The following is a 22,914-nucleotide window of genomic DNA, read 5'->3' on the forward strand; positions in this document are numbered from 1 at the left end:
GTCAGCTCGCAATACTGAAAGCGACGCGGGTGAAAATGATACACATAACAATACCGACAAAGACCATCGGTGAGCGTACTTTGATGTAAATAAACAGGCCCATGATAATTTCGGCAATATAAAACCATTTTACAATGGAAGAGCCAGAACCGAAGGTTGAGTTAACGGTTGTGTTTTGTGATGCAAGTAAATCAGTTCCGCTGGCCAGAGCCGGGTGTGCGACCATAAGTGAAATTAAAATCAACCCTCCGTTTTTAATAAATTTTTTTAACTGTCGGTTTTCGCGAGCTTTACGAAATAAAGACGCTACCGCCCATCCCTTCATGACATTAAGGGCATTACCGTTTGTGGACATGCTTGTTTCTCCGGATGTAAACAAAATGAGTGTACGTAAGTGCTTGTTTACGCACGCGATATTGTCCCATGACTCTAAAAAAAAAAAACTGTGACACATGTCACATTATCTAAAATATTTAGGATTTTTCTGAATATATAAGTGAGTAGGCTTGGTCATTCAGGTTGTTGGAGTGTTGAATGCGAGATCTATAGCAATGAAAGTAAAAGAGAAAATGTGGGGTGGCCGGGGAAGGCCGCGTAAGTTCCGCCCGGGTGAGGCTGTTGAGTGGCGACTGCGGGCGCCGGATAATTTACTGATGGAGCTGAGAGTGTGTGCCAGAGCAGGAAAGAGAAGTGTTAATGACGAAATTATTGCACGCCTGTTATTGTCTCTGAATTATCAGCCGGATATTCCTGTTATTAAAACGGCGGAAGGTGAGAGACTGATTTCTCTGGCGGTGAAGTTTGAAGACTGGCTGTATAACCTGCTTGATGTGGATACACGTTGCGGGGAGGTAAATAAAAGGGATAGTCCCCCTGCGGAGCATCTTTGGGTGTGGCGTGAGGGTGAGCGAATATTACTTCCGGGTAAGACAACAGGATATAGCATGCGTATTCCGGGGAATCTTGCCGAAGAGATTCGCACAATGGCCAGGGTTCACAGGCGCAGTCTGAATGATGAAATGCTGACGAGGTTGATGAGTACACTGAAATATTTTACAGGGCGGGTACTTGAACAGAATGAGGATGCTCAAGCCCTGAAAGTGCTGTGCATGGAATTTGAGAGTTACTTAAAAGAAAAAATTAATGAGGCAGAAAAAAGCGCGCTTCCGTGGGATAAGGATGGCGCGCAGTGATCGACGGAGGCCGGGTCGTCCGGCCTCTCGTGCTATTTATCATCGATAATGAAGTGCTGTTTCTCTGCTGCGTCTTCAGCAATATTAATGGCGCTGATGTTATTGTTTATCAGGTCATCAAGTGAAACTCCCGCCTGTTGCCCCTTGAGGTTAACATAGATTTCAGAGACCAGTGCAGTCAGAATCATAATACCTTCCCGCGAGCCTGATACTTTCTTTATCAGGTCGCGGCGGAATCCATCAAGGTCGAAGGTTGACCCCTCTTCTTTGGATTTATAAACCATAAGACCAAGCCGGACAAGTTCATTGACTATTGAAGAATAGTTCATTTCAGAGGTGGTTGCGCCCTTCTGAAGTTCAATATCCAGTATATCCTGTATTTCCCTGTCGATTTTATCTTTGAAGTATATGTTCTTGCGCGGCATAATATTTCCCTGATTTTTTCATGCAGTGCCGGATACGGCACTGTCGACCATTTTTCATGTGAGTAAATTCACCCTCAACCTGAAGAATGCGTTCATATAAAGACTGTTCTGATTTAAATGTGTGTGTTAATCCGGCACTGTGATGTGTGTGCATCCGGCACCATCAGGTGTGTGGATTAGGCACTGTGATGTGTATGCATCAGGCACCATCAGGTGTGTGGATTAGGCACTGCATATCACTAACCTACTCTATTATCAGGATACACACAATCCCCACACTTTACAGTGCCTAATCAGGCACTGCAAGGTGTGGCAATCAGGCACTGCAAGGTGTGGTAATCAGGCACTGCAAGGTGTGGTAATCCACACACCTTTTTCCCACATATTCCAACTTTCCGCATAATGGCATAAGTTATTTCACTGAATTCAAAGAGAAAAACTGCAAGATGAAATCTTGCGTGGGGTGTGATGTTTTAAAGGGTTAGCAAAGAGCGGCAAGTAAATAAGTGTGCCCGGGTTGTAACTGGTATTTGAGAGCGTGGCTGAATGCATGATTCAGAGCGCTTCCGCGCGTTTGTAGGGAATTATCTTGATTCAAATGATCTGGCGGAGTATTTTTTATTGCGCAGCGTATACCGGTTTATGATCGACATAAGGTCCATAAAATGAAAATAACGAAATTCCCCATCCTGTTGATGATGTTCTCACTATCGATATTCGCCGCACCGCAGATGTGTTTTGACCAGGCGGGGAGAGACTATCAAATAGATCCGCTGCTGCTTATGGCAATTTCAATTAAAGAGAGTCGTCTTAAAGCGTCTGCGGTAAATGGATCAAACAACGATGGATCAGAAGATGTCTGCGGGATGCAGGTGAACAGTTATCATTACAGTAAACTTAAAAAGTTTAATATTACCCGCGATCGACTATTAAAAGATCCATGCATATGCGTTTACTCGGGTGCGTGGGTTCTGGCGCACAACTTCCAGTCCTACGGGAAAAACTGGGACAGCGTTGGAATGTATAATACAGGGCCACGTGATGTGATGATAAAAAAACGACGTGCCTACGCTACAGAAATAAAAAACATCTACCGTATTCTGCTCGCCAGAAAAACAATACTGGAACAATCATCAGAGCCCCCCTCAGTGTCAGCAGCGAGGAAAACCGAAAAAATCGTTATCAACAAAAATTAATAAAATAAAAAACCGCTCATAGGAGCGGCTTTTTCTCAGGCTTTGAGTTTTGCAAACTCTTCGGCCATTTTCCAGAGAACCTGATTTAATTTGATGTCACCATCTATTCCGGAGACTTCCCGCGTTCTGGTCATCTTCCCTTTTGGCGTTCTGCCACGAATCCCCCCACGGATCACATTTTCCTGCACCACGTTAAATGTTGTCCATAAATCCTGCCCTTTATCGAGAACACGGCGGGGGTTAATAATTTGCTCCGGCGTTATTGGTGCCGGTTTTCCGTCATACTTAAGTTCCAGGGCTGTTGCGCCAAAAAGGCGCTGCTCAGGCAAAGTAAGCTGAATGCTTTTCATCAGGTCAATATTTTCATCGACCGCGTCAAATGTTTCCAGCACCGTGTAAGCACCTTCGATAACCTGCCCGACAATATCTCCTTTGTGTGGCACGCGAATTTCGCCAAAATCCTTCCATGCAACCAGGCCATTACTACAAACCTGACGGAACATACCGGGGATCATTTTATAGCTACTTGAACCATCATGGCTATTCAGCAGAATAATTTCCGGTACTTCCTTTCCGTTAATCTGGTCATGACGACGCAGGCGGAGCATATGCTTTGTAAAGTCGCGTTTATCCTGGTCACGCGTACGGGACTGGGTTGCATAATATGGCTGAAAACCTTCATCACGTAATCGGTCAAGAATGACAATCGTTGGAATATACGTATAACGCTCTGAACGAGAATCGTGCTTTTCCTCAGAGAACGCACTCGGAACAATGCGCTGTAATTCGTCATTCGTCAGCGGGCGGTCTTTACGGATTGATGTTGGCATACGATAGCGGCTTGCGAAACTGACCATAATTATTTACTCCTGATTATTTAGTGAGAGATGAAGAAATAACGCGATGGAAATTATCCAGCGGCGCTGCAGCTGCTACCGGACACCCGTCGACTACCCAGACAGAGATATAATCCGGGCATTCGTAATCAATTAACGTCAGCTCAGAGGCATTCGCTGGCGGTGTAAAAATACCTGGTTGTGGCTCCCCTTCCGATGCAGCCAGGACCCAGCAAAACAGATCCGTGAACTGGGACGGAGTGAGGTCTGAATCACATGTTCCGGTAGGGGTGTTAACGTTCATAGGGTGTACTCCTCGGGTTGTCCGGGTTATTCCCTGCGAAAATGACGCGGGGACAGTTCATGGGGCAGCAGTCACTGCCCGTTCGTTAATCGTGATACGGGCAGGGTTCACCGCTGCCGCTCTGGCAGCAGGCACAATTCGACGTTTCCTCGACGCCAGCGGCCTGTGCCCATCCGCTATGCCACGCACTTACCAGCTCCGGAACGTCTGAAAACATATGCGGAGGGGTATGCTTACCACTGGCAAAATCGCCGTAGCCTTCAAGCATCGCCTCAAAAACAACATCCAGCGCCTCGTTTTTCGCTTTCACGGCGTCGATAACACGCATCACGTGCGCTTTACCCCACTGAATGCGCAGTGCCAGACCTCTCAGCGGAGGTAGTTCGCCCCCCATCTTCCTGGAAGATTCTTGAGCGGCGGTTTTGACGTTGACGTTTCGTGTGTGCATCCTGGTTTTCTCCTGTGGTGATGGTTGTCCATCTCCCTGGTGAGTTCTCTCGCGGCAAAGGGCAAAGGAGCAACGGCGAAGGGAGGAAGGAAAGGGGCGCAGACAAAAGTTTTTGCGGATACTCGCAAAAAGTTTTGGCGGAGTGCATTTCACCCCTTGGATGACGACCCGACGGTGCTACGACCAGCCCTCCGCGTGAGGACACACGGGACGATGGCCTCACCGGGGGAACAGGGTGCACACACCCGACACGTCGGAACGGCGTGGCGGCCTTAAAGCGACAGTCACACCGTCGCGGTCAGGGCGGCGCGACCGGCACGGTCGCAGCAAGCCAGGGGTTGACCTTCGCCATCAGACCCTAGCGAAGCCCGAACCCCGAAGGGATTCGGCGGAGACTGGCGGGTGCGCAGCAGCTGCCCTGGCGGAGTGGGGCTCGACGACCGGACAGCAGCGCTGGCCGGGAGCCGAAGGGGGCCATCGCCCTGCCCGTTTTTCTGTTTCAGGCCATGAGAGAGCAGTGCCATCACTTCCGCATTCAGATCTCCGGCGAGGCGAGGGAGGTTTGAAGACTTTAATTATTAATGCTAATGTACGCATACACTAGCATTAATCTACGGTCCATAAATGGCTGAAGAATCTCAGACTGAACAGTCCCGCGCTTATTTTTACCGCAACTTTAAGTACACCCTCGAACATCTGGCCAGAGATTACCAGGCAGAGCTGCAGCGTTATTCCGATGAATCATGGGAATTCCCTCAGAGGGCTGCACGTCTCAGCGCAGCAGTTAAACGCTATAAAACGTACCGGATGCTGAGTTTTATTTTTGAAATCGCAGACGACATCGATCTGGATTTAACTCCACTGATTGTAAAGCGTCTTTGCATGCGTCTTTTCGGACGTTCGGGCAGTCAGGACATCATCGTCAGCATTTTTGGCCAGAAAGGTCGCCAGCATCGCAGCAGAGACAACACCCCTGCCATCCTTGATGAAATTGCCGCCCGCTACCGTCTTGCTGCACATTCCTGCCAGGCTTCAACGCTCAGTGATATTGAAAGTGTGAAAAAGAATTATCAGGCAGGCATCCGTTCAGCACGGAACAGGGAAAAATAACCTTCCCATATTAATGCTAATGGATGCGTACAGTAGCATTAATATGTAATACAGAGGTAATACATGAAGGGAAGAGAGCGGGCGCGCCGGAGGCGCTGCCGCCCTGCCCCGTTCCCCTGGAGGGAACCTTCCTTTCTGGTTGTTCATGCGTGCGGTCGCACCAGAAGTGGAAAAAGGGGCTGCCAGCGAACCGGCAACCCCTTCATAAAGGCGCTTCAGGCATGTCAGACATCATCAGTTCCTGAATGGCGGGGGATTCCCCCGCCGGGGTTAGCTACTTAGCGGATTCGTAAGCCATAAAAGCCGCCACCTCCCTGTTCGTGTCCCTGTAGCGAATTTCGCAGAGCGATTTCCGGGTCAGGTAAGTGAATATCAGCAGTGTGAGACACACTATCAATACACACCAGAGCAGGGTGTTTCGCGGCAGTTTCATGGCCTTCTTCTCCTGTCAACGCAAAGCAGAAGTGTCACCATCGGTGCGAAACAGAGATGTCATGCTTTGGTTCAGAGAATGCGTTTGACCGCCTCGCTATATACTTCCGAGCGTTCTCTTTTCCCAACAGAAATCACGAAAACGACAACTTTCTCGTCTATAACCTGGTATACAAGGCGATAGCCTGAAGACCGGAGCTTAATCTTGTAACAATCAGGCATACCACGGAGCTTGTTTGCTTCAATCCGGGGTGACTCAAGTACTTCAACCAGCTTCTTTTTCAACTGTTCACGTACCGTCGAGCCCAGCTTTCGCCATTCCTTTAGTGCCCGCTCGTCAAAATCCAGAAAATACGCCATCAGAGTTCATCCAGCGTCACACGTACTGGCTTAGGATTACGAAGTCGTTCTTTCACTATCTCCACAAGTTCAGCATCTTCATCACTCAGGAGTGTCTGTTTGAACGGCAAGCGTTCATTGTCAGCGATATACTCGAGCATGAGACGAAGCGCTTCAGAAGGAGTTACGCCCATTTTTTCAAGCGCGGCGTAAGAACGCGCTTTAAGTTCATCGTCAATACGTAGGTTAATGCTACCCATGTCTTACACCCCTTGTAATTACAAATGTCATTACAAGTATCGCACTACAACATGCTTAGGGCAAGTCACGAAGTAAGTCAGAAAGTAGTCGTAAGAACGGTGATCACTGTCCGCTTTGTGCCAGAAGCGGACTTTTTAAAAATATTGCGTGCCCAACAATTGGGCGCAGGTCACATCAAGTACCCTCAGAATTATAGAGAATACCTGAAATTTTTGTAGAGCGAGGTTTGTTACCCTGCCCGACCAGCGACATGTGGTTAGTTTAGTGATCAGAAATGTCGAGCGTTTGGTCGTTCATTGACGCGGGATCTTCCAACGGTTCCACATGAGTGGTGATATGGATAAAAGGCAGTGCGGTGCGGATATCATTCTCTATACGCTCGGCCCAGTCGTGCCCATATTGAACAGTCCATCGCCCAGGAACTAGGATGTGCATTGTCATAAACGCCCGCCCGCCAGCCTGGCGTGTACGTAGTGCATGGAAATCAAGCCCCTGTTCACGATATCCTGCCAGCAGTGACTCGATTTTTTTGAGTTCTTCCGTGGGTAGCGATACGTCCATCAGACCTGCAGCTGAACGACTCATAAGCTGATAACCAGTCCAAACGATGTTGGCTGCGACCAGCAATGCAACGATCGGATCGACCCAAAACCAGCCGGTCAGATAAACCAGTCCGACACCAAAAATGACACCGACCGACGTCCAGACATCGGTCAGCAGGTGATGAGCATCTGCCTCAAGAGTGATAGAGTTGTGCTGCCTGCCAGCCCTTAACAAAATGCGAGCCGTCACAAAATTAAGGATTGATGCGACTGTTGAAACCAGTAATCCGAGACCAATCTCCTCAAGCGGCTGTGGAGTTAACATCCGCTCAACTGCGGTATAGGCGATACTGGCTGCCGCCAATAGGATCAGAAATCCTTCGAAAGCACTCGAGAAATATTCGGCTTTGCCGTGCCCATATGCATGGTTCTCATCGGCCGGAAGCGCAGCCAAGGTCAGCATCCAGAGCGCCATTAGGGCTCCTGCGAGGTTAACTACGGATTCGATGGCATCAGATAGCAGACCGACCGAACCGGTCATTTTCCACGCCACACCTTTGAGTCCGATAGTGGCAATAGCCGTGGCAATGGAAAGCCAAGCGTAGTGCGTCAGCGGACGAGGTAACCCTTTTGTTTTAGTCATTATTAACTTCCTAAAATAGGACGACTAACTCACATTTCTATCCATGATAGATAATTAAACAATCATTTCGCCATGAATATTTTTTCGTTTTTATTAAATTTAATTAAAAAGTCTCTGCAAGTGCTGTTTCATCTTCTAGTAAACTAAATTTTATTTTTAGGGTTTTCTTCAACTTGAAGTAATATTATCTCACAACAGATTAGTCACTTAGGTTAACTGAGCGGCTTTTATATTTTTCAATTAAAATATGCAAAACTCCCATTGCACCATGTGCATAAAAATAGACCTCAATGAAAGTAGTAAAGAACTTATGCCAGTGGATTACTGTTTCAGCCAGATTTGACTGCATGGTATTCAACAAGAACCATAGGCCACCTGAAAGTGCTACAATTAGCAATGCTAGAACTCCAAATCCTTGGATTGTACTGGCAATACCTCCCGAATGTGCATCGGGCAGTCGGAAACTAGTCAACGTTTTTATATCTTGCTTAATACCACTAAAGTCAAGCCCTACCCATGAAAAATAATAAGTAAAACCTCTTTGAGTAAGCATCCAACTTAACATAATAAAACCACAAATAATCAGTCCTAACCCTGAAATAATGTGCATCCAGGTTATAACTCCTTCAAGACTATGTTCACCAATTGCTTCGGTCTCTGTCAGATTAGAGTTAATAATTTGTGATAATATTAGAAATGCCACAATGATGTGAAGAATACGAAAAAAAGGAGCGTAATCATGGGGTAATAGATTCCAGAGTCGCAATTTCATTAATGAGTCCTTAGTAAATTTATCGATGATCTTAATCATACAAAAGAATTATTAGGATAACCTTAATTCTTAAAATTGCAGCAGGCATTAGTTCACCTCTGATATGGCCACTTGCGAAATGGGAATGGTAACTGTTATTACTATGTGTTTACTTGCTGTTCTTGTTACGCAGCCCCTTAAACACATTACTTTCAAATATGATTTCCTGCTGGGTTTAAATATGTGTCTTTCTATAGTGCGGCAACCTATTTTTACACCAACTCATGAATTAAATAAGAATCATAAATTAAATGAGAGGTTTAATTCTCTTGCTTAACGCGATGATATTAAATGGAAATTTTAATTTTTGTAATTTATTAAACAGTTAGAATGAGACATGGTAAATACGATCTTCCTTTAGATAATTCTGATAGCACTTTTTCTACTGGGCAGTCTGCAATGTCCGCTTCTCGCTCTTAGCGGACATTAGCATAGGCTATTTACCATAACGCCGCATTACGCGTACCGCTCAGACGGCCTGAGCGCGTTTCTGACGTGTCCCCGTTAAAAACAGTAACAAACCACCCGAAAATGCACGCCAGAAACGCTACGTAAGAATCTATCCTATGACTGGATATGCACTCAACTGAATAACGCCTGGTTTCAGTCCATTTTATCGGGATCAGCCTTCTTTCTGGGTAATTTAGGGGGCTTCACTTGCTGATTACTTTGCGTGCGGCGCGTGAGCCAAGGATGGTCAGCTTTAGGTTTTACGTAGAATTTTGAGCGTAAATCAAAACGGGCATTATCCACACGTTCATGGACACTTTTTTCATCATCCAGTGGTATAGGCTCCGGGCCATCAACATATTTTTCCCATCCCAACGCTTTCCCATCATACAGAACCTTAATTTCACCGTTAAAGCTTTCGCATACCGTGACAACCGAATGCCGAAGTCGATATCCCCGGCCTTCACTGCGAATCTGAAACGCACTGCTTTTGTACTGGAAAGTGAGATTTTTGGAGAGAACGCGCTTCGCCTGGAGGCTGAAGATATAACCCAGTTCCTCTTCAGAATGGTGTACATCAAGATGGGCGTTATCAGCAATACGAGGCGGCGTAGCAAACCGGTTGTTATAGGCTTCAATAAAGGTCGGCAACCATGCGTTTGCTGTTTCAATATCACTGATACCCTGAAGCCGCATTTCTTTGACCAGCCTGTCCTGCAGTGTCTGATTGGCACGCTCTACCCGCCCTTTTGCCTGCGGGCTGTTGGCATGGATTGGCTCGATGCCCAGTGTCTTTATCGCACGTGTGAACTGAGTCAACTCTCCTTCCCGCTCCGGGTTATTTACTCTGAATATACTGTGTCTGTCAGAATAGAGAGCCAGTGGTACGCCATGATCATTAAGGTAACCCCGGAGGGTTTCCATGTAAGCCCGGGTTGTTTCTGCAGGAGCGAATCGTAGCGCCATCAGAGCGCTGGTAGCATCATCGATAAAGACTATCAGTGTGCATTTGGGGCCCCGACCTTCAAACCAGTCATGAGGCGAGCCATCAATCTGGATGAGTTCACCGTAGGATGGGCGCCGCATCCGGCGCTGATAAATTCGGGCAAACTTACGACGACGTTCGCGCCATATGCCCTCCTCTACCATCCACTTCCTGAGAGTTTCAATGGATAAACACAAGCCGTGTATCTCGCGCAATTTTTCGCACGCAAGCGTAGGTCCAAAATCAGCGTAGCGGCCTTTGAGGAGTGAAATTACTGTTGCTCTGAATTCGGTAGAAAAGGAATTATTGGGACGCTTTCCACGTCGGCGGGAAACTAGACCAGAAGGCCCTTCATTTCTATACCGTTGCACCAGACGTTTAACCTGCCGAATAGAAATGCCAATGCGTGCCGCAGCTTGTTCCTGAGTAATATGGCGATTAAGTGACTCCTGAATAATGTGAAGTCGGTCGAGTTCCTTATGACTCATCGTAACAGTCTCTTTGATCATGAAAAATCCCCCAGAGAATTGTCTGGGGACATTTTAGAATGGTTCAAAGGGGACATTACAGCTTGGTGTTAACACAGGCCTTCTTCTCCTGCCTTGCGGCAACTAAGAGGCTATTCTGTTGGTGTCTAGTCAAGCAGATCGCCTCGTGTGGTTGGTTAATAACATTAACTTCCTACGGGGCTTTCTTCTTTCTGCCTCACAACATGGCAACAAACCACCTTCACGTCATGAGGCAAAAAGCCTCAAGCGCCAGTGCCATTATACCTTACACCGCCTCCTGCTGACCAGGTATCCGGCGATTACCGGACTGTTTTTCCGCGAAAATAGTCCGGGCGTTCCGTCAGTTCCCGCGAGATAAGTTCCTCCGCAAACAGCGGCGCAATCCGGTTTACCCGGCGTTCCAGATTTCGCCTGCGGGCAGCGGCTTTCCGTTCATCACTCCAGCGCCTGACCTGCCTCTCATCCAGAAAATCCACGCACACTGCATACCCGGCCCCCGCAATCCAGCGCGACATCACCGATTCAGGAGCCTGCTGCCCGGCATCCACCACTTCTGAGACCAGCTCCTGCGGACCCGGGCACGGGGTACGCGGCATCTTCCAGCGGAGTGAATAGCGCCACTTCATAGCCCGCTCCGGGCTGTCAGCTTGTTGGGAACCTGCCAGCGTTCTGCCCGGCGCATTTCATCCGGGGTATCCTTCACAATGAAGGTAATTTCATACATCACTTCGTACAGGGGGGCATTGCTGTAACGCAGCCAGTCCAGCTCTTTCAGCGACGTGAACCGCGTCTGCCAGCACCAGAATGCAGACTCAAGTTCCCGCGCGTCAAACTCGTCTGCCCAGCGCCGGTACCAGATATTGATGGTTTCCGGTGACTGAAAATTCAGTTCGGTCACCGCCTGCCCCAGCAGGTTCTGGCGTAACAGCCAGCGATGCTCAAGCGCCCGGTCTTCCTGGCGCATTTTGCGGGTGAAAGCAATTTTCTCGCGCTGCATCCGGCGATCTGTCCGGGTATGCATCACCTCCGGGAACAGTTCGGCCTGTACATCCGTGGAGATCGGCAGCGGGCAATGCTCCCCTTTGCTGGCAATCAGTCGATCCAGTGCTTCCTCAACCTGTTTGAGACTGCACAGGCGGTTCTTCGGCTCCCAGTTCAGGCCAGGAATACGCTGTGCCACCGCCGTGTTAATCCGACTGCTGCCGGTCAGCACGCGCAAAAAAGTGCGCACATGTGGCAGAGAGGGCAGACGCGCCCCCCGTTCGCGGGCGGTTTCCACACTGATAATGGCCTGCAGTGCCGCCTGGCGGGCAGGCTTCAGGGTCACAAGAGCGTGTGTTGACGGGATCATGCCATCACCTCCTCATTCAGCAGACTGACGACCGTGCGGGCGGAACAGCCGAAGCGGCGCATTCCGGCGACCTGGCTGACCAGCGTACCGATGCGAACGGGATCAAATTGCTCTCCCTGCCAGAGCGTGCGAACAACCAGACCTCCGGCAGACAGTAATACAAGAAGCCAGTACGGGGAAATATCACCCGGACTGCACACGCACAGATGGTACTCATCGCTGCCGTCCGCGCTGAGGCGGCACTGGACGGGGAACAGACCGCCAAACTCCGTTCGGTATTCGGCGCAGATGCACCAGTTCTGCGGCACGGGCAGCAGAGCCAGCACGGCATCACTGAGTCCACGACGGGCATCTTCACCCTGTTGGCGGACGGACTCCATGTCGGAGGCGGTCAGGCGGTTAATTTTGTTCAGGTCATAAATCATGGTCATGTTATTCCCGCCGCCCAAAGGCGGCGGCCTCCGGATTAAGCAGCGTGGTCAGTCAGGTCGGTTTCAGCGCAGTCAGTCTCATCCTGTTCAGCGGACTGAGTCCGGACCATCCAGTCCGGCAGCCAGCCCTGGGCATTCAGTTCATCTGCGGCAGCGACAGCCGCATCACGCCGTTTGAGTTTTACCACCTCCCGTGCCCGGTCGGGCAGCCCCGCCGCCTCATAAGCGGTGCCAATCTGCGCAATTTTGAGTTTACCGAAGAAGTTTGTCGCATCCGGCTGCCACCATTTGCGCAGATCAAAGTCCAGTGCCGCTTCCAGCCCGTCCAGTTCACTCCGTTCTGTACGGTGATACAGGCGTTCCTGAATACCGTTGATCCCGTGTGCCGCGCAGAATCCCAGCAGGGCACACACCTGTTCCGCAGACCATGACAGCAACCAGGTAAAATCCAGATGCCAGCTTTCCGGCAGCGTGGCCTGAAAGGCTTCACGCTGTGCCTTCAGTGACAGCAGGGCTTTACCCTCATCTCCGGACGGGGCCAGTGAGGCAAGCAGATACTGATTACTGGAGACGGACGCTTTGAGGGGTTCATCACGTTGACCATAGCTGCGTTCGAACAGCCCGAGACACAGTGTCCATGTCAGCAATGCCACCGATACATCAGGACGTCCCGCCAGTTCAGCCTGTACTGCCAGAGTCCGTTCAGCGGACATAGCTTTAACCAGCGTTGCCGGACAGGCATCGGCAGGTGTTTCCGGCGTGGTGTAGGTGATGACATTGTTATCCTGTGCCTGTTGCGCCTCCCGTTCCTGAGCCTCCTGTGCGCGATCTTCGTCAGTCAGCCTGCGGATACCTGGCTGAACCTGAAAATCGCCGTTATCCCATGACACCCATACCCCATGCGCCGCCCGAAATTCCGGTGTGGCCTCGCGGTATTTAGCCTCGATCCAGATATCATCAATCTGCTGCTGAAATTCGTACTGATCGTCGTAAGTCGCACAGTCCTCGATGGCCTTTTCCAGCTCGTCGATACGGCGTTGTTCATCATCAGTCAGCACAGCCGCTGGCATGGCAAAGCGGTACAGTTCTTTATCTTCGCCATGACCGCTGAGTTCCGTCATACGAAACTCAGCCCAGCCCCAGCCCTGCTCCTGCTTCAGACGGGCGGCGAGCACGGTGAGCTTGCCAGCCAGCAGGGATTTCACCAGTGAAGCATCTGCAAAGGTACTGTCCCTGTCGCTGAACAGATCGGCGGTCAGTGTACCGCCAGCAGCGGTATAGGCTTCCTCACCCACATACGCAAACATCGGGTGACTGATGGCCATCTTGTCATCGGTCACCATTTTGCGCAGGGTCTGTACAGCAGGATCGTGCCATTTTTCAACAGCCTCTTTCCAGACCTGCTCCTGACGCTCGTGAGTGTCAGCGAGGGTCAGCGCTTCACATTGCTCAAGGGTCATTTCATCCCGCGCCAGAGAATCCAGCAGGGACGGCGCAAGGTTCGCCAGTTTCAGGCAGCGCTGGACGTGGCGCGGGTGATACCCCAGCAGAGCACCGATCTGCGAGGCCGTTTTCCCCTCCTGCTCCAGCGTACGGAAGCCGATAATCTGCTCGGCGGGATGCATGTTTTTACGTCTGCCGTTTTCGATCATCGAGGCAGCCACCGCCATTTCCACAGGCAGAACTTTCACCGGAATAAACGGGGTGTCGGTAGCGAGTACCCCGCGCTGCACCAGAATGCCTGTCCCCCTGCGACGACCTTCCCCGCCAACGATGCCGATCGTCCCGTCCGGCAACGCCGTGCCGATCAGGTTCTGGAGGATACCCATTGCCTGAATACTGTCAGCCATCTCTTCCACTTCCGTGTCAGTATGCGGAATGATGCGCGTGTTGAGTTCAGTACGCGACAGGCGGGAGTACGGGAAGATTTGCACCGGGGTGTCCGCAAGTAACCGGACGAGCTTCTGCTCAGTGGATTGCGTATTTTTTTCCGCAGATTTTGTCGTGCGGGTGGATTTGGTGGTTTTTTTTGCCGTAGTATTGGTGGCGACCATTATTTTGCTCCTTTGTTTAAGTGATGGTTAGCCGTGTCCGGATTGCGCTCCGGCCACGGCACTCTTTCAGTCAGTGATGCGTTTCGGGTGTGCAGCCAGTGCCGCAAAGGACGGATAGCCGTCGAGTACCTGCATCATGACTTTTGCCCCTGCCAGCATTGCTGCATCCGCTACGCCTGCGCTGTTTTCACACACGTTAATCGTTGCCACGATCCCCGATTTCACATCTGAAAAACGCTCATACATGCGGTTACTGAAGAGGACACGTTTGCCCCCTGCCATCACCTGCCAGTTGTTGCAGTCATTAAAACGGGTGTCCACGTTGTCAAACTCGACCACGTGGGTGTCGCTGGCCTGAATGCGCAGCAGCTTCACGATGTCGGTGCTCTGCCCGACCGTTCTGGTCGTCTGGCGGGTGTTAAGGTTCTGCATGGCTCCTCCTTCTCTGGGTTAAGGCCGGACGTCCGGCCTCCGGTTACATCTGCACGTATTGCAGATTGCGTTTCAGTTCAAAAAGAAAATCGGGCTCAAACGACCAGGCACGCCAGTTAAGCGTTCCGTGGGTACGGATTTCCACCTGAACATCGCCGTAGCGGCTCACAGCGGACACGGTGACAGTGACACCTGCTTTCAGCGCAGTGGCCTGAGCCACCCACTCCCGCGCGACGGAAACAGGGTTTTGCCCTTCACTCATCTTCCTGGAAGATTCTTGAGCGGCGGTTCTGACGTTGACGTTTCGTGTGTGCATCCTGGTTTTCTCCTGTGGTGATGGTTTTCCATCTCCCTGGTGAGTTCTCTCGCGGCAAAGGGCAAAGGAGCGACGGCGGGGCGGCAGGAAAAGGGCGCAGACAACAGTTTTTGCGGTCCTTCGCAAAAAGTTTTGGCGGCGTTCACTTCACCCTTTGGATGACGACCCGGCGGTGCTACGACCAGCCCTCCGCGTGAGGACACACGGGGCGATGGCCTCACCGGATGAACAGGATGCACACACCCGACACGGCGGTACGGCGTGGCGGCCTTAAAGCGACGGCCCGCCGGCGCGGTGGAGGCGGCGCGGCCGGAACGGTCGCAGCAAGCCAGGGGTTGACCTTCGCCATCAGACCCTAGCGAAGCCCGAACCCCGAAGGGATTCGGCGGAGACTGGCGGGTGCGCAGCAGCTGCCCTGGCGGAGTGGGGCTCGACGACCGGACAGCAGCGCTGGCCGGGAGCCGAAGGGGGCCATCGCCCGGGGAGTTGAGATTTTAAAAAACACGGAACAGCAACCAGACTGCAGGATGTGTTGCAGCAGAATAAGCGCCATCAGGTCGTATATCAGGAGGAAAAGTGACAGTCCTGGTATCCGGAAAAGGGATTATCGAAGGGCAACAAGACAGCCCATCAGCTGGAAGCAAGTTCTGAGAGTGGTTATGACGCAAATGAAGGGAATTGCGCGTCAGCGCAATGCCCTTCTGCGCCACAGGCGCGCGGCCTTTTACGGCGCGGCCAGACGGGGGCATCCTCCCCCGCCCGGCTCACTGCCCCCGTCAGTTCTGAATTCTGAGCAGGACGGTTGAAACATCGGTATACGTGAATGTGCCACGCGGCAGCGGCTCCCATACATCAGCCAGGGGGCGGAGTATTTTCTGCTGGCGTGGCCCGTTCAGACAGACCGCCGTCAGTATCCCGCCGGATTCAAGCTGCGTTAAGGCGTGCTGTATGTGGCGGATATCCTGCGCATGCTGAAACGGCGGATTCATCAGGATTTTGTTCCAGAGGCTTCCCGGCTGGTAATCCAGAAAATCCCCGCACCGGACGTTAACGCCCGGAAACGCCGCCCGCAGATGAGCAGCTAACGCGGCGTTAAGCTCCACGGCGTCACACCGTACCAGCGGGGCCACCTCCCGGATGGCCCGTAAAATGGCCCCTGTTCCGGCCTCCGGCTCCAGAATACGGTCAGAATCGGTAATCTCCGCCAGGTCAGCCATCTGACGACAGACCGGGTCGGGAGTGACGAAAAGCTGCGAGCTGGCCCGGATTTCGGCCACTGGGGTGCGTCCGTCAAGTCTGGCCCGCATCGCCTGAATACGGTCCCTGAGTTCACTATGCATATGAATGGCCCTTACCTCCCCGGCGCAATGCCGGGGAGTCTGTCGGTTATTTTTGCGGGATTTCCACGGTTTTCATGTCGGTGATGTACACATTATCGAGCGTGTAACCGCTGGTCATGATGCGGCGGAAGCGGTACGCGCCATGCTCATCATTTTCAGCGACACCCCGGACCGACTTATAATCAGCCGGGGTTTTCGACCATTCGGCTTTGGTCATTTCGCGGAAACCCTCCCCCGGATAATTGACGATCGGCGGGCGTTTCGCGGCCTGCTTTGCGGCGAGGGCTTCTTCCGCAGACGGGGCTTTATAGTCCGTGATGCGGTCGGGGGTCAGTGTCATGGTCCCGTTGCAGCGCATAAAGCTGTAATACGGGGTGACAACTGAACTGACCGCGCCATTACTTTTATTGATGCGGATGATGGTCAGCCACTCGCCCCGGCTCTGAACCTGCCCTCCCGGCTCAAACTCCCGGGTACGGGTGACCACGCCGCCGCTTTCATCCAGCATGGCGCGTTCATAGGCCAGGCGGTTCTGGTAATGATTCAGCCAGCGCTTCTGATGGCGGATCGTGCGTTCATGATAAGGGGCGGCAATATCGCGGGCCTGTTCAAAGGTAATAATCTCATTCTCAAGCGCCGAATGCAGGGACATCTGGCCTTCGTACTGGCTTTTATCTGCGGGTCGCGGGTATTTTTCCAGCGTGAAACAGGTATAAATATGATCGTAATTACTGATAAGCCGCGCCATTTTCAGATCCAGCGTCTGCGCCCGCCACATCGTCAGATATTTCTGCGCCTGGGCAATATTCCGCTCCGCCTTGCGCTTGTCCGCCTCAATCTTTCTGATACGGCGGTAGCGCACATCCGGGCGTTCTTTGTATTTCGCCAGACGCAGGGAGGCGTGCGCCCGATCCTCCCAGTATTCCGCACGTTCAAAGAGCATCACGGCGCGTTTCATGCCGTTTTCAATACGCTGCGCATCCCGTCGCGCGCGGCGCTCGCTGTGATGGCCAATCAGGATCGGCTGTCCGGACGGGATAACCGACGCCAGCGCGTCCACCTGCGCGAGCGTCTGCTCTGACTCCCCGGCGCGTTTTTCGCTGTAGCCGCTGAAACGGTCGGCGCGTTGTTCCTGACGGTCGAAAAGGGTGTTGTCATCGTCTTCAATATCTCCGGCAAGAGACAGAAGCACGTCCTCACGGGCTGGCGTCCAGGCTGGCGCGACAAACAGCGCCTGTTTCGGTGCCCAGCGAAAACCCACGGCATGGATTTTCTGATACGTTTCATCATCAAGACGCAGCGCGGCATACAGCCGCAATTTGTTGTCATCCGGGGAATAGGTCGCCCGGTACGACTGCGCGGGGCTGTCTTCAGACGCGGGCGGCGGGGTGATGCCGGCAGTCAGTGCCAGTGCGGTGGATTGTATCATATTTTTTTCTCCTTCCGGTGGTTGCCGCCCCTCGCGGGGCGGCTCACCTCATCAGTTAAATGCGCGTTTCAGTTCAAGAGTGCGGAGTACCTGCCCATAGGCGGTATTTGTCATCGCGGGAATATGCACCCCGCGCCCCTTGCGGAGACGTCTGGCGATATGTCGCCCGAATGCCTTTAACGCGGGGTTAATCTCTGATACGGCAAGGTCGGCGCGAATGATGCGCGTCTGACGGCGGGGCTTTACAGCCTTTGCGGAAGGTGAAACAATAGAAACGATCATATAAAGTTAACTCCTTATGGTAGTTAATAAAGCCGTAAAAACCGCTCGAACGGTTTTTACAGCGTGGAGAAAGCAGGGTTTACCCTGCTTTTTTCATCTCTGCGGGTTGCTGCCTGTGTCTTCTGCCTCCTTCTGCACTTTGTTGGTAATGTCTTCGGGGTCGCCCAAAAACCAGCCGCTGACGGGTTGATAACGTTCGATAAATGCCCTGACAGCCCGCTTTCCGGTCATGGCGCGGATACGGGTAAACATTGGTAAAACGCCCTGAGCATCGCGTCCGCTGAACGCAATCTGGTAAACACGCATCGCCTGAGCCTGCATTTTTCTTCCTCCTGGTTTTTAAAGAACATCACCCGTTGAGTTTCGGGAGCCGCGGTGTTGACGTTTGCGGGAACCTGCTGCGCTGTTCCCTCTGGTATTTAACTTCACCCGTTTGAGAACCTTCGCCGCAGGGGCATAGACGCCACGGCCTGACGCATCTGTCCAGGGCAGAACGCAAAAGTTTTTGCGGCTTCATGCAAAAAGTTTTGTGGGCTGTTCATTACACCCTGGACAGCTAATGCGACAGGTTGTGGCTCTATCAGCCCAGGCAAGAGGGGCTTAAACGGTGAAAAGGCACCAGAAGTGGATGAGAGCAGGGGCCCGCCGCAACGTCGGGGCGCGACACGCGAAACGGCGTTGCGCCTTACAGCCCGGCAGCCTTACCGCCGGGGTGCGAAAAGCGCAGGAAACGGCGCGCCAGGGGCGGCGTGACCGGAACGGTCGCAGCAAGCCTGCCGTTGACGTTGCGACAGCCTGGGATGGAAACCCGCTGCCCGAAGGGCCGGGCAGAGACAGCGCAGCTGGCTCGGTGCGAAGCATGACAGCCCCGGTTCCCGTCAGGGAAGTCGCCCGTAGTCAGAAAAAACTGTCAGAGATTATCTGCAACTGAATGAGCAGGAACAGGAACAGGAACAGGAACAGGAACAGGAACAGGAACAGGAACAGGAACAGGAACAGGAACAGGAACAGGAACAGGCAGCGTATTATCACCGGCAGGAAAAAACTCACACACTGGCCAGAAAAAAATGTCACCCTGCATGAGAAAAAACCGGCCAGCGACTGCTTAAATACTACAGGAACGCCGCTATTTTCTAACCTCATCCTCTTTTCTGGCATATTCCGGGTTATTTTTGTCCGGAAGCTGCGCACTGAGCTGGCGATAATGCTGCAGCCGCTCCATGAAATACGCTCTCAAATGTTCAGGCAGTTCTCCGGCTACGGCTTCAGCGTCAACTGACATACTGAGACGTTCTCTCCATGCGACATACAGTGCAGCAAGGGTGGCTTCTCTCCGCTCCTGTTCTTGATTTAATTTCGCAGCAGCGCAGGTTCCAGGCATGACTTTTCCGTCAAAAATGAAATCTGTCTGAAGTGTACGTCAAAATAGGTAGAAGGGAAAAGGACGGGGAGCGGCGCGAAGCGCGGCGCAGGTCCTTCCTCCCGCAGGCGGCAGCCTGCATGGTTTTTCGCGCGGGCTGACAGGCGGCATAACCGCCTGCCATCATGCTTACCTGCCCTTTCCTCCCTGTAAGATGAAATGACCGCCGATGTACACGGCACACTGACAGGTCATGTACTCGCAGATTTCATCCATGACCTGCGCGGTTGTCAGTTCGCGCTGGCCTGCATCACGGCGGCGGGCATTAATCAGTGCTTTGTACTGGCGAAGAATTTCGCGGGTTTCCGGTTTCATATTCACGGGATACTCCTTCTTATGCGTCAATCGCGGTCTGTAACTGGCGCATGGCGTCCATTTCTTCAGCCAGGAAGGCGTCTGCATCCCCGCCCCCATCCTCTGCCACGGCATACAGTCGCTTCATTTCACTGCCTGCCAGTAACATTATTTTTTGCAGCGCACAGGCAGGAACGCTGACATCACGTATGGCGCGGCGCTCGTCCATCAGTTCTTCAGTGATGCCACGAACCATGCTCACATCGGCCCCCTGATCATACGTCGCATCCAGTCGCTGCATGACGCAGGTAATATCCTCATCGGACAAATTCCACTCAGTAGTCAGCATGCGGATATCCTCCCGCGTAATACACAAAACCAGCAATGCTTCATCAGATGACAGGTTATATTTCAGGAGATCGGTCATGATTTCTTTCACGGGTGCGTACATAGTTTTATCCTTTTAAAAAAGGGGCGGCATCGCCGCCCCGTCTGTTATTCAGCGGGACGCGGCGTAAACGGCACTGCCATCAGGGTTTTGAGCATATCCAGCGCGGCGCATTCCTCGGCAGCCGTGTCCGCCCTCTGATAACGCGGAATGTTCATTCCGGCTTCCATCAGGGGCAACAGGACACGCAGCGCATCTTCGGGTACAGCAATCTGGCGCGATGCCCGCGCAGCGGAGATTTTGCTGAGTTCATCGGCGACAAATTCCAGTCCTAACCCGTACCGCCACACTCCGGCACTGCCTGCTTTACCGATGACGCGGAGCACATAAGACACATCGTCGTCCGTGGGGCTGTACTCCGCGCCCGCTTCCCGCACGTCCTCCGGCGTCCAGGTAATGACGGCAATTTTTTTGTTGTTTTCATGCTGTTTCAGCAAGGCAATACAGATTTCACTGACAGTTCCGTACATGGCATGTTTCTCTTTAATTGATGAATGGCGGATACAGCGGGGCGGCATCGCCGCCCCGTCGGTTAATCAGTCAAGCGCGGCGTAAATGGCGTTGCATTCAGGGTGAAAAACGATGTGATTCCAGAGCTGGGTATCACGCAGCATATACAGGTGTGTGAGTGCAGCGTTGCCGCAATCGTGATGCGTCCAGCAACGGCGGGTAATGGCGAGCGAGGTCAGAATAATACCGGCGGCGTCGGCGCTGACGGTACGATCAAACCAGTTTTCACCGTTGATCATGTGAATCCGACCGCAGTCGGGCATCATGTAGCCGCCGCCGTCCGGCAGACGGATGAAATGCCAGAAACCACCGTTGTATTCCGGCATCCACTGTTTTGCCAGGGCATACACCTGTAATTCAGCCAGCATAAAATCGGTGCCGAACATGTACGGCAGGAAAGAAAGGCGGTCGGGTTCTTCGACGTTAAGGGTGTGCTGACGTGTAGCTAACTGCATGGTAAACCTCCGTAATCACATATTCCGCGACACCGGGCGGTGCCGTGCATCCAGACCAGTCGGGCGATCGGTCGGGGATACAAGGGCGCAAGGGAAGCCGCAGCCTGACGCGCACGGCAGACGGGAGCTGGAGGGTGAGACCGTGAAACCTGAGCGGTCGAACGACCGGAAGATAACGGCTGACGTGAAGGAAGGACCGGGTGACAGCAGCGGCGCCAGCGGACCCTTGTATCCCCGACAGCCCGACTACGATGGATGCACGGCACAGCCCGCACACGACACCGGACTGACAGGGTGGAAAACCACCAGGCCACGTCACGCAGGGACGGGGCCGCCATAAAAGCGGAGCCGGCGACATCCTTTTCAGCTATTGAGTCACCGGCAGATAAAAAGAAGGGGTTTCCCCCTTCCCTCTTTAATCCCCGATCGGATCTGTGTTGCGGACCTCGTTCAGGACGTCCCGCAACACGCGGCGGTCAAACCAGCGACGAACCGGTTCCCCGGGGAAACGCAGGAGATCGGTCATCACCCCGGCCGCTTCGATTTCTTCCCGGGACTCATTCACCAGGGTGAGCAGGACCGGACAAAACCGCGCATCCCGGACCAGTATGCCGTCCAGCACCTGATCCAGCCGTTCCCCGTCCTCACTGTCCAGCCAGTTGTCATGTTCGTATTCGTCCGCAACCAGTCGCCAGTCTCCGAAACGTTTTTCCATCAGCCGTGGTGCGTCAGATGGCACCAGTGCTGCCGCGATGCGCTTCGCGTCCTGACGAACGATTTCGCATACCCGGTCAGTGAAATCTTTCAGGAAGGCCAGCAGGTCGTCGCATTCGGCTTTTGTCAGCCATTCCTGCGCATAGGGCAGACTGATACATGTAAAATCAGGCAGGGCTTCGGGCCAGGGATAAGTCTGAGTCGGGTACAGATGCAGCCGGGCGGGCGTGCCAGCCAGCCGTTGCGCGCTGGCCGTCAGCAGGTGCGCCAGTCCGGCGTTTTGGGTCTGGCACAGACGAGTTGTCAGCGTCAGGATCTCGTCTGCACTGAGCACACCGCAGACGGACAGCCAGCCGGGTACGTCTTGCGGAGCCATCTGTACCACACCCACAGTTTCAGGCCAGCCGGACCGGCGCAGCAGATTTTCACCGTGGCGCAGAATGAGGGCGTTCAGGGTATCGTTATTCATGGTTATTCTCTCTGTATGCTGTACGGGAAGTATCGCCCCGTCAGAACGGGCGGGGCGGTCAGTCATATCAGGCAGCCAGGAGCTGCCTGAGCCACGTGATATCGGCCTGTACATCAGCCACAGACGGGTAATGACGGCTGATAAGGAGCCGGGTCTGTGCATTCTCTGCGTCCAGCGCCAGCCCCGCGACGTCAGTCAGGCGGGCCAGCAGGTCGGCGGGCACGATGATGGTCGGGATGTCGGCCCGTAATCCGGCATACATCTCCCGGACCGTGCGAAATGAAATGCCCTCTTCGGTATGACCGGTCACGCTGCCGATTTCCTGCAAAATCGCAGCGGCCTCGCTTTCCGTCATGTTTTCCACCTGGGCCATCACGTCCTGCTTCGTCCAGACCAGCAGGGCAATGTGTTCGTCGTTGCCAAACATATGTTTCAGTTTTTTATTCAGTTCCTTACGGGTGCCATACATCATGATCTTATGTTCC

33 protein-coding genes and 1 pseudogene are annotated in these 22,914 nt (G+C 52.7%); 5 read left to right on the forward strand and 29 right to left on the reverse strand.

Features of this window, described 5'->3' with window-relative positions:
- Position 1: 1 nt before the first annotated feature.
- On the reverse strand, positions 2-355 hold the full coding sequence (locus OGV75_RS00985; RefSeq protein ID WP_104652443.1) for a type IV conjugative transfer system pilin TraA: 354 nt from the start codon (positions 353-355) through the stop codon (positions 2-4).
- Positions 356-551: 196 nt separating this feature from the next.
- On the opposite strand from OGV75_RS00985, the gene OGV75_RS00990 reads away from it, so the two are divergent.
- Entirely contained in the window at positions 552-1,193 is a 642-nt protein-coding gene (locus tag OGV75_RS00990; protein ID WP_286480275.1) for an Arc family DNA-binding protein, read from the forward strand.
- Positions 1,194-1,225: 32 nt separating this feature from the next.
- Here the strand turns inward: OGV75_RS00990 and OGV75_RS00995 are convergent, their stop codons facing one another.
- Positions 1,226-1,618 carry a relaxosome protein TraM gene (locus tag OGV75_RS00995; RefSeq protein ID WP_008324961.1) on the reverse strand — a complete coding sequence of 131 codons (393 nt, stop codon included), beginning with the start codon at positions 1,616-1,618 and terminating at the stop codon, positions 1,226-1,228.
- Between the two features lie 665 nt (positions 1,619-2,283).
- Between OGV75_RS00995 and OGV75_RS01000 the strand changes: the two genes are divergently transcribed.
- A complete protein-coding gene (locus tag OGV75_RS01000; RefSeq protein ID WP_104652230.1) occupies positions 2,284-2,814 on the forward strand; it encodes a lytic transglycosylase domain-containing protein in 531 nt (176 codons plus the stop codon).
- A 35-nt stretch (positions 2,815-2,849) separates the two neighbouring features.
- Here the strand turns inward: OGV75_RS01000 and OGV75_RS01005 are convergent, their stop codons facing one another.
- The 3 genes from OGV75_RS01005 to OGV75_RS01015 all read right to left on the reverse strand — a co-directional run bounded on the left by OGV75_RS01005 (position 2,850) and on the right by OGV75_RS01015 (position 4,402).
- Positions 2,850-3,671, reverse strand: a complete 822-nt coding sequence (locus tag OGV75_RS01005; RefSeq protein WP_008324970.1) for a DUF932 domain-containing protein — start codon at positions 3,669-3,671, stop codon at positions 2,850-2,852.
- A 16-nt stretch (positions 3,672-3,687) separates the two neighbouring features.
- Positions 3,688-3,954: a hypothetical protein gene (locus OGV75_RS01010; RefSeq protein WP_008324972.1), complete on the reverse strand. Its 267-nt coding sequence runs from the start codon at positions 3,952-3,954 to the stop codon at positions 3,688-3,690.
- An 85-nt stretch (positions 3,955-4,039) separates the two neighbouring features.
- On the reverse strand, positions 4,040-4,402 hold the full coding sequence (locus OGV75_RS01015; RefSeq protein ID WP_104652231.1) for a hypothetical protein: 363 nt from the start codon (positions 4,400-4,402) through the stop codon (positions 4,040-4,042).
- A 624-nt stretch (positions 4,403-5,026) separates the two neighbouring features.
- Here OGV75_RS01015 and OGV75_RS01020 point away from each other — a divergent pair.
- Positions 5,027-5,512 (forward strand): hypothetical protein, encoded by a 486-nt coding sequence (locus OGV75_RS01020; RefSeq protein WP_008325142.1) that lies wholly within the window; start codon positions 5,027-5,029, stop codon positions 5,510-5,512.
- A gap of 274 nt (positions 5,513-5,786) precedes the next feature.
- Here the strand turns inward: OGV75_RS01020 and OGV75_RS01025 are convergent, their stop codons facing one another.
- The 3 genes from OGV75_RS01025 to relB all read right to left on the reverse strand — a co-directional run bounded on the left by OGV75_RS01025 (position 5,787) and on the right by relB (position 6,543).
- A complete protein-coding gene (locus OGV75_RS01025) occupies positions 5,787-5,945 on the reverse strand; it encodes a type I toxin-antitoxin system Hok/Gef family toxin (protein WP_008325141.1) in 159 nt (52 codons plus the stop codon).
- A gap of 71 nt (positions 5,946-6,016) precedes the next feature.
- Complete coding sequence (gene relE / locus OGV75_RS01030) at positions 6,017-6,304, reverse strand: type II toxin-antitoxin system mRNA interferase RelE (RefSeq protein WP_000323025.1); 288 nt, start codon at positions 6,302-6,304, stop codon at positions 6,017-6,019.
- Positions 6,304-6,543: a type II toxin-antitoxin system antitoxin RelB gene (gene relB / locus OGV75_RS01035; RefSeq protein ID WP_000534858.1), complete on the reverse strand. Its 240-nt coding sequence runs from the start codon at positions 6,541-6,543 to the stop codon at positions 6,304-6,306. Before relB ends, relE begins: the two co-directional genes overlap by 1 nt.
- Positions 6,544-6,567: 24 nt before the next feature.
- Here relB and OGV75_RS01040 point away from each other — a divergent pair.
- Positions 6,568-6,684: pseudogene (locus OGV75_RS01040) on the forward strand (hypothetical protein); the annotation flags it as partial.
- A 121-nt stretch (positions 6,685-6,805) separates the two neighbouring features.
- On the opposite strand, the gene OGV75_RS01045 reads toward OGV75_RS01040, so the two are convergent.
- The 13 genes from OGV75_RS01045 to OGV75_RS01105 all read right to left on the reverse strand — a co-directional run bounded on the left by OGV75_RS01045 (position 6,806) and on the right by OGV75_RS01105 (position 18,440).
- Complete coding sequence (locus tag OGV75_RS01045; RefSeq protein ID WP_000167917.1) at positions 6,806-7,729, reverse strand: cation diffusion facilitator family transporter; 924 nt, start codon at positions 7,727-7,729, stop codon at positions 6,806-6,808.
- A 199-nt stretch (positions 7,730-7,928) separates the two neighbouring features.
- Complete coding sequence (locus OGV75_RS01050; protein WP_001515348.1) at positions 7,929-8,501, reverse strand: cytochrome b/b6 domain-containing protein; 573 nt, start codon at positions 8,499-8,501, stop codon at positions 7,929-7,931.
- 642 nt (positions 8,502-9,143) lie between these two features.
- Positions 9,144-10,484 carry an ISNCY family transposase gene (locus OGV75_RS01055; protein ID WP_000589001.1) on the reverse strand — a complete coding sequence of 447 codons (1,341 nt, stop codon included), beginning with the start codon at positions 10,482-10,484 and terminating at the stop codon, positions 9,144-9,146.
- A 299-nt stretch (positions 10,485-10,783) separates the two neighbouring features.
- Positions 10,784-11,110 (reverse strand): hypothetical protein, encoded by a 327-nt coding sequence (locus tag OGV75_RS01060; RefSeq protein ID WP_059593834.1) that lies wholly within the window; start codon positions 11,108-11,110, stop codon positions 10,784-10,786.
- Entirely contained in the window at positions 11,107-11,835 is a 729-nt protein-coding gene (locus tag OGV75_RS01065; protein WP_059593832.1) for a plasmid SOS inhibition protein A, read from the reverse strand. The genes OGV75_RS01060 and OGV75_RS01065 overlap by 4 nt, the downstream gene beginning before the upstream one ends.
- Positions 11,832-12,266: a conjugation system SOS inhibitor PsiB gene (gene psiB / locus OGV75_RS01070; RefSeq protein ID WP_059593852.1), complete on the reverse strand. Its 435-nt coding sequence runs from the start codon at positions 12,264-12,266 to the stop codon at positions 11,832-11,834. The genes OGV75_RS01065 and psiB overlap by 4 nt, the downstream gene beginning before the upstream one ends.
- Positions 12,267-12,301: 35 nt before the next feature.
- On the reverse strand, positions 12,302-14,320 hold the full coding sequence (locus tag OGV75_RS01075) for a ParB/RepB/Spo0J family partition protein (RefSeq protein WP_059593830.1): 2,019 nt from the start codon (positions 14,318-14,320) through the stop codon (positions 12,302-12,304).
- A gap of 66 nt (positions 14,321-14,386) precedes the next feature.
- Complete coding sequence (locus tag OGV75_RS01080) at positions 14,387-14,752, reverse strand: hypothetical protein (RefSeq protein ID WP_059593828.1); 366 nt, start codon at positions 14,750-14,752, stop codon at positions 14,387-14,389.
- 43 nt (positions 14,753-14,795) lie between these two features.
- Positions 14,796-15,068, reverse strand: a complete 273-nt coding sequence (locus OGV75_RS01085) for a hypothetical protein (RefSeq protein WP_059593826.1) — start codon at positions 15,066-15,068, stop codon at positions 14,796-14,798.
- A gap of 776 nt (positions 15,069-15,844) precedes the next feature.
- A complete protein-coding gene (locus tag OGV75_RS01090) occupies positions 15,845-16,408 on the reverse strand; it encodes a methyltransferase (RefSeq protein ID WP_049040216.1) in 564 nt (187 codons plus the stop codon).
- A 46-nt stretch (positions 16,409-16,454) separates the two neighbouring features.
- Positions 16,455-17,837, reverse strand: a complete 1,383-nt coding sequence (locus tag OGV75_RS01095) for a DUF3560 domain-containing protein (RefSeq protein WP_049040215.1) — start codon at positions 17,835-17,837, stop codon at positions 16,455-16,457.
- 51 nt (positions 17,838-17,888) lie between these two features.
- On the reverse strand, positions 17,889-18,119 hold the full coding sequence (locus OGV75_RS01100) for a CCDC81 family HU domain 1-containing protein (protein WP_059593821.1): 231 nt from the start codon (positions 18,117-18,119) through the stop codon (positions 17,889-17,891).
- A 93-nt stretch (positions 18,120-18,212) separates the two neighbouring features.
- On the reverse strand, positions 18,213-18,440 hold the full coding sequence (locus tag OGV75_RS01105) for a hypothetical protein (protein ID WP_008322854.1): 228 nt from the start codon (positions 18,438-18,440) through the stop codon (positions 18,213-18,215).
- A gap of 307 nt (positions 18,441-18,747) precedes the next feature.
- Here OGV75_RS01105 and OGV75_RS23600 point away from each other — a divergent pair, with 307 nt between their 5' ends.
- The gene (locus OGV75_RS23600) at positions 18,748-19,050 is read left to right on the forward strand and encodes a hypothetical protein (RefSeq protein WP_165601395.1); all 303 of its coding nucleotides are present in this window, start codon (positions 18,748-18,750) and stop codon (positions 19,048-19,050) included.
- On the opposite strand, the gene OGV75_RS01115 is transcribed toward OGV75_RS23600, so the two are convergent.
- From OGV75_RS01115 to OGV75_RS01150, 8 genes are all read right to left on the reverse strand, one after another.
- Positions 19,017-19,262, reverse strand: coding sequence for a hypothetical protein (locus OGV75_RS01115; protein WP_286480287.1), 246 nt, complete (start codon positions 19,260-19,262; stop codon positions 19,017-19,019). The two genes, OGV75_RS23600 and OGV75_RS01115, sit on opposite strands and share 34 nt — an antisense overlap.
- Positions 19,246-19,500 (reverse strand): DNA polymerase III subunit theta, encoded by a 255-nt coding sequence (locus OGV75_RS01120; protein WP_049040212.1) that lies wholly within the window; start codon positions 19,498-19,500, stop codon positions 19,246-19,248. The genes OGV75_RS01115 and OGV75_RS01120 overlap by 17 nt, the downstream gene beginning before the upstream one ends.
- 168 nt (positions 19,501-19,668) lie before the next feature.
- Positions 19,669-19,854, reverse strand: coding sequence for a hypothetical protein (locus OGV75_RS01125; protein ID WP_370552268.1), 186 nt, complete (start codon positions 19,852-19,854; stop codon positions 19,669-19,671).
- A gap of 19 nt (positions 19,855-19,873) precedes the next feature.
- Positions 19,874-20,284, reverse strand: a complete 411-nt coding sequence (locus OGV75_RS01130) for a DUF1380 domain-containing protein (protein ID WP_104652235.1) — start codon at positions 20,282-20,284, stop codon at positions 19,874-19,876.
- Positions 20,285-20,328: 44 nt separating this feature from the next.
- The gene (locus tag OGV75_RS01135; protein WP_230330263.1) at positions 20,329-20,799 is read right to left on the reverse strand and encodes a DUF1380 family protein; all 471 of its coding nucleotides are present in this window, start codon (positions 20,797-20,799) and stop codon (positions 20,329-20,331) included.
- Positions 20,800-20,817: 18 nt separating this feature from the next.
- On the reverse strand, positions 20,818-21,246 hold the full coding sequence (locus OGV75_RS01140; protein ID WP_196093991.1) for an antirestriction protein: 429 nt from the start codon (positions 21,244-21,246) through the stop codon (positions 20,818-20,820).
- Positions 21,247-21,661: 415 nt separating this feature from the next.
- On the reverse strand, positions 21,662-22,429 hold the full coding sequence (locus tag OGV75_RS01145) for a YubG family protein (RefSeq protein ID WP_049040209.1): 768 nt from the start codon (positions 22,427-22,429) through the stop codon (positions 21,662-21,664).
- A 67-nt stretch (positions 22,430-22,496) separates the two neighbouring features.
- The gene (locus OGV75_RS01150) at positions 22,497-22,901 is read right to left on the reverse strand and encodes a DUF1380 family protein (protein WP_191219949.1); all 405 of its coding nucleotides are present in this window, start codon (positions 22,899-22,901) and stop codon (positions 22,497-22,499) included.
- Positions 22,902-22,914 lie beyond the last annotated feature (13 nt).

The sequence above is a fragment of the Citrobacter sp. Cb028 genome (assembly GCF_030336705.1).
GTDB lineage: Bacteria > Pseudomonadota > Gammaproteobacteria > Enterobacterales > Enterobacteriaceae > Citrobacter > Citrobacter braakii.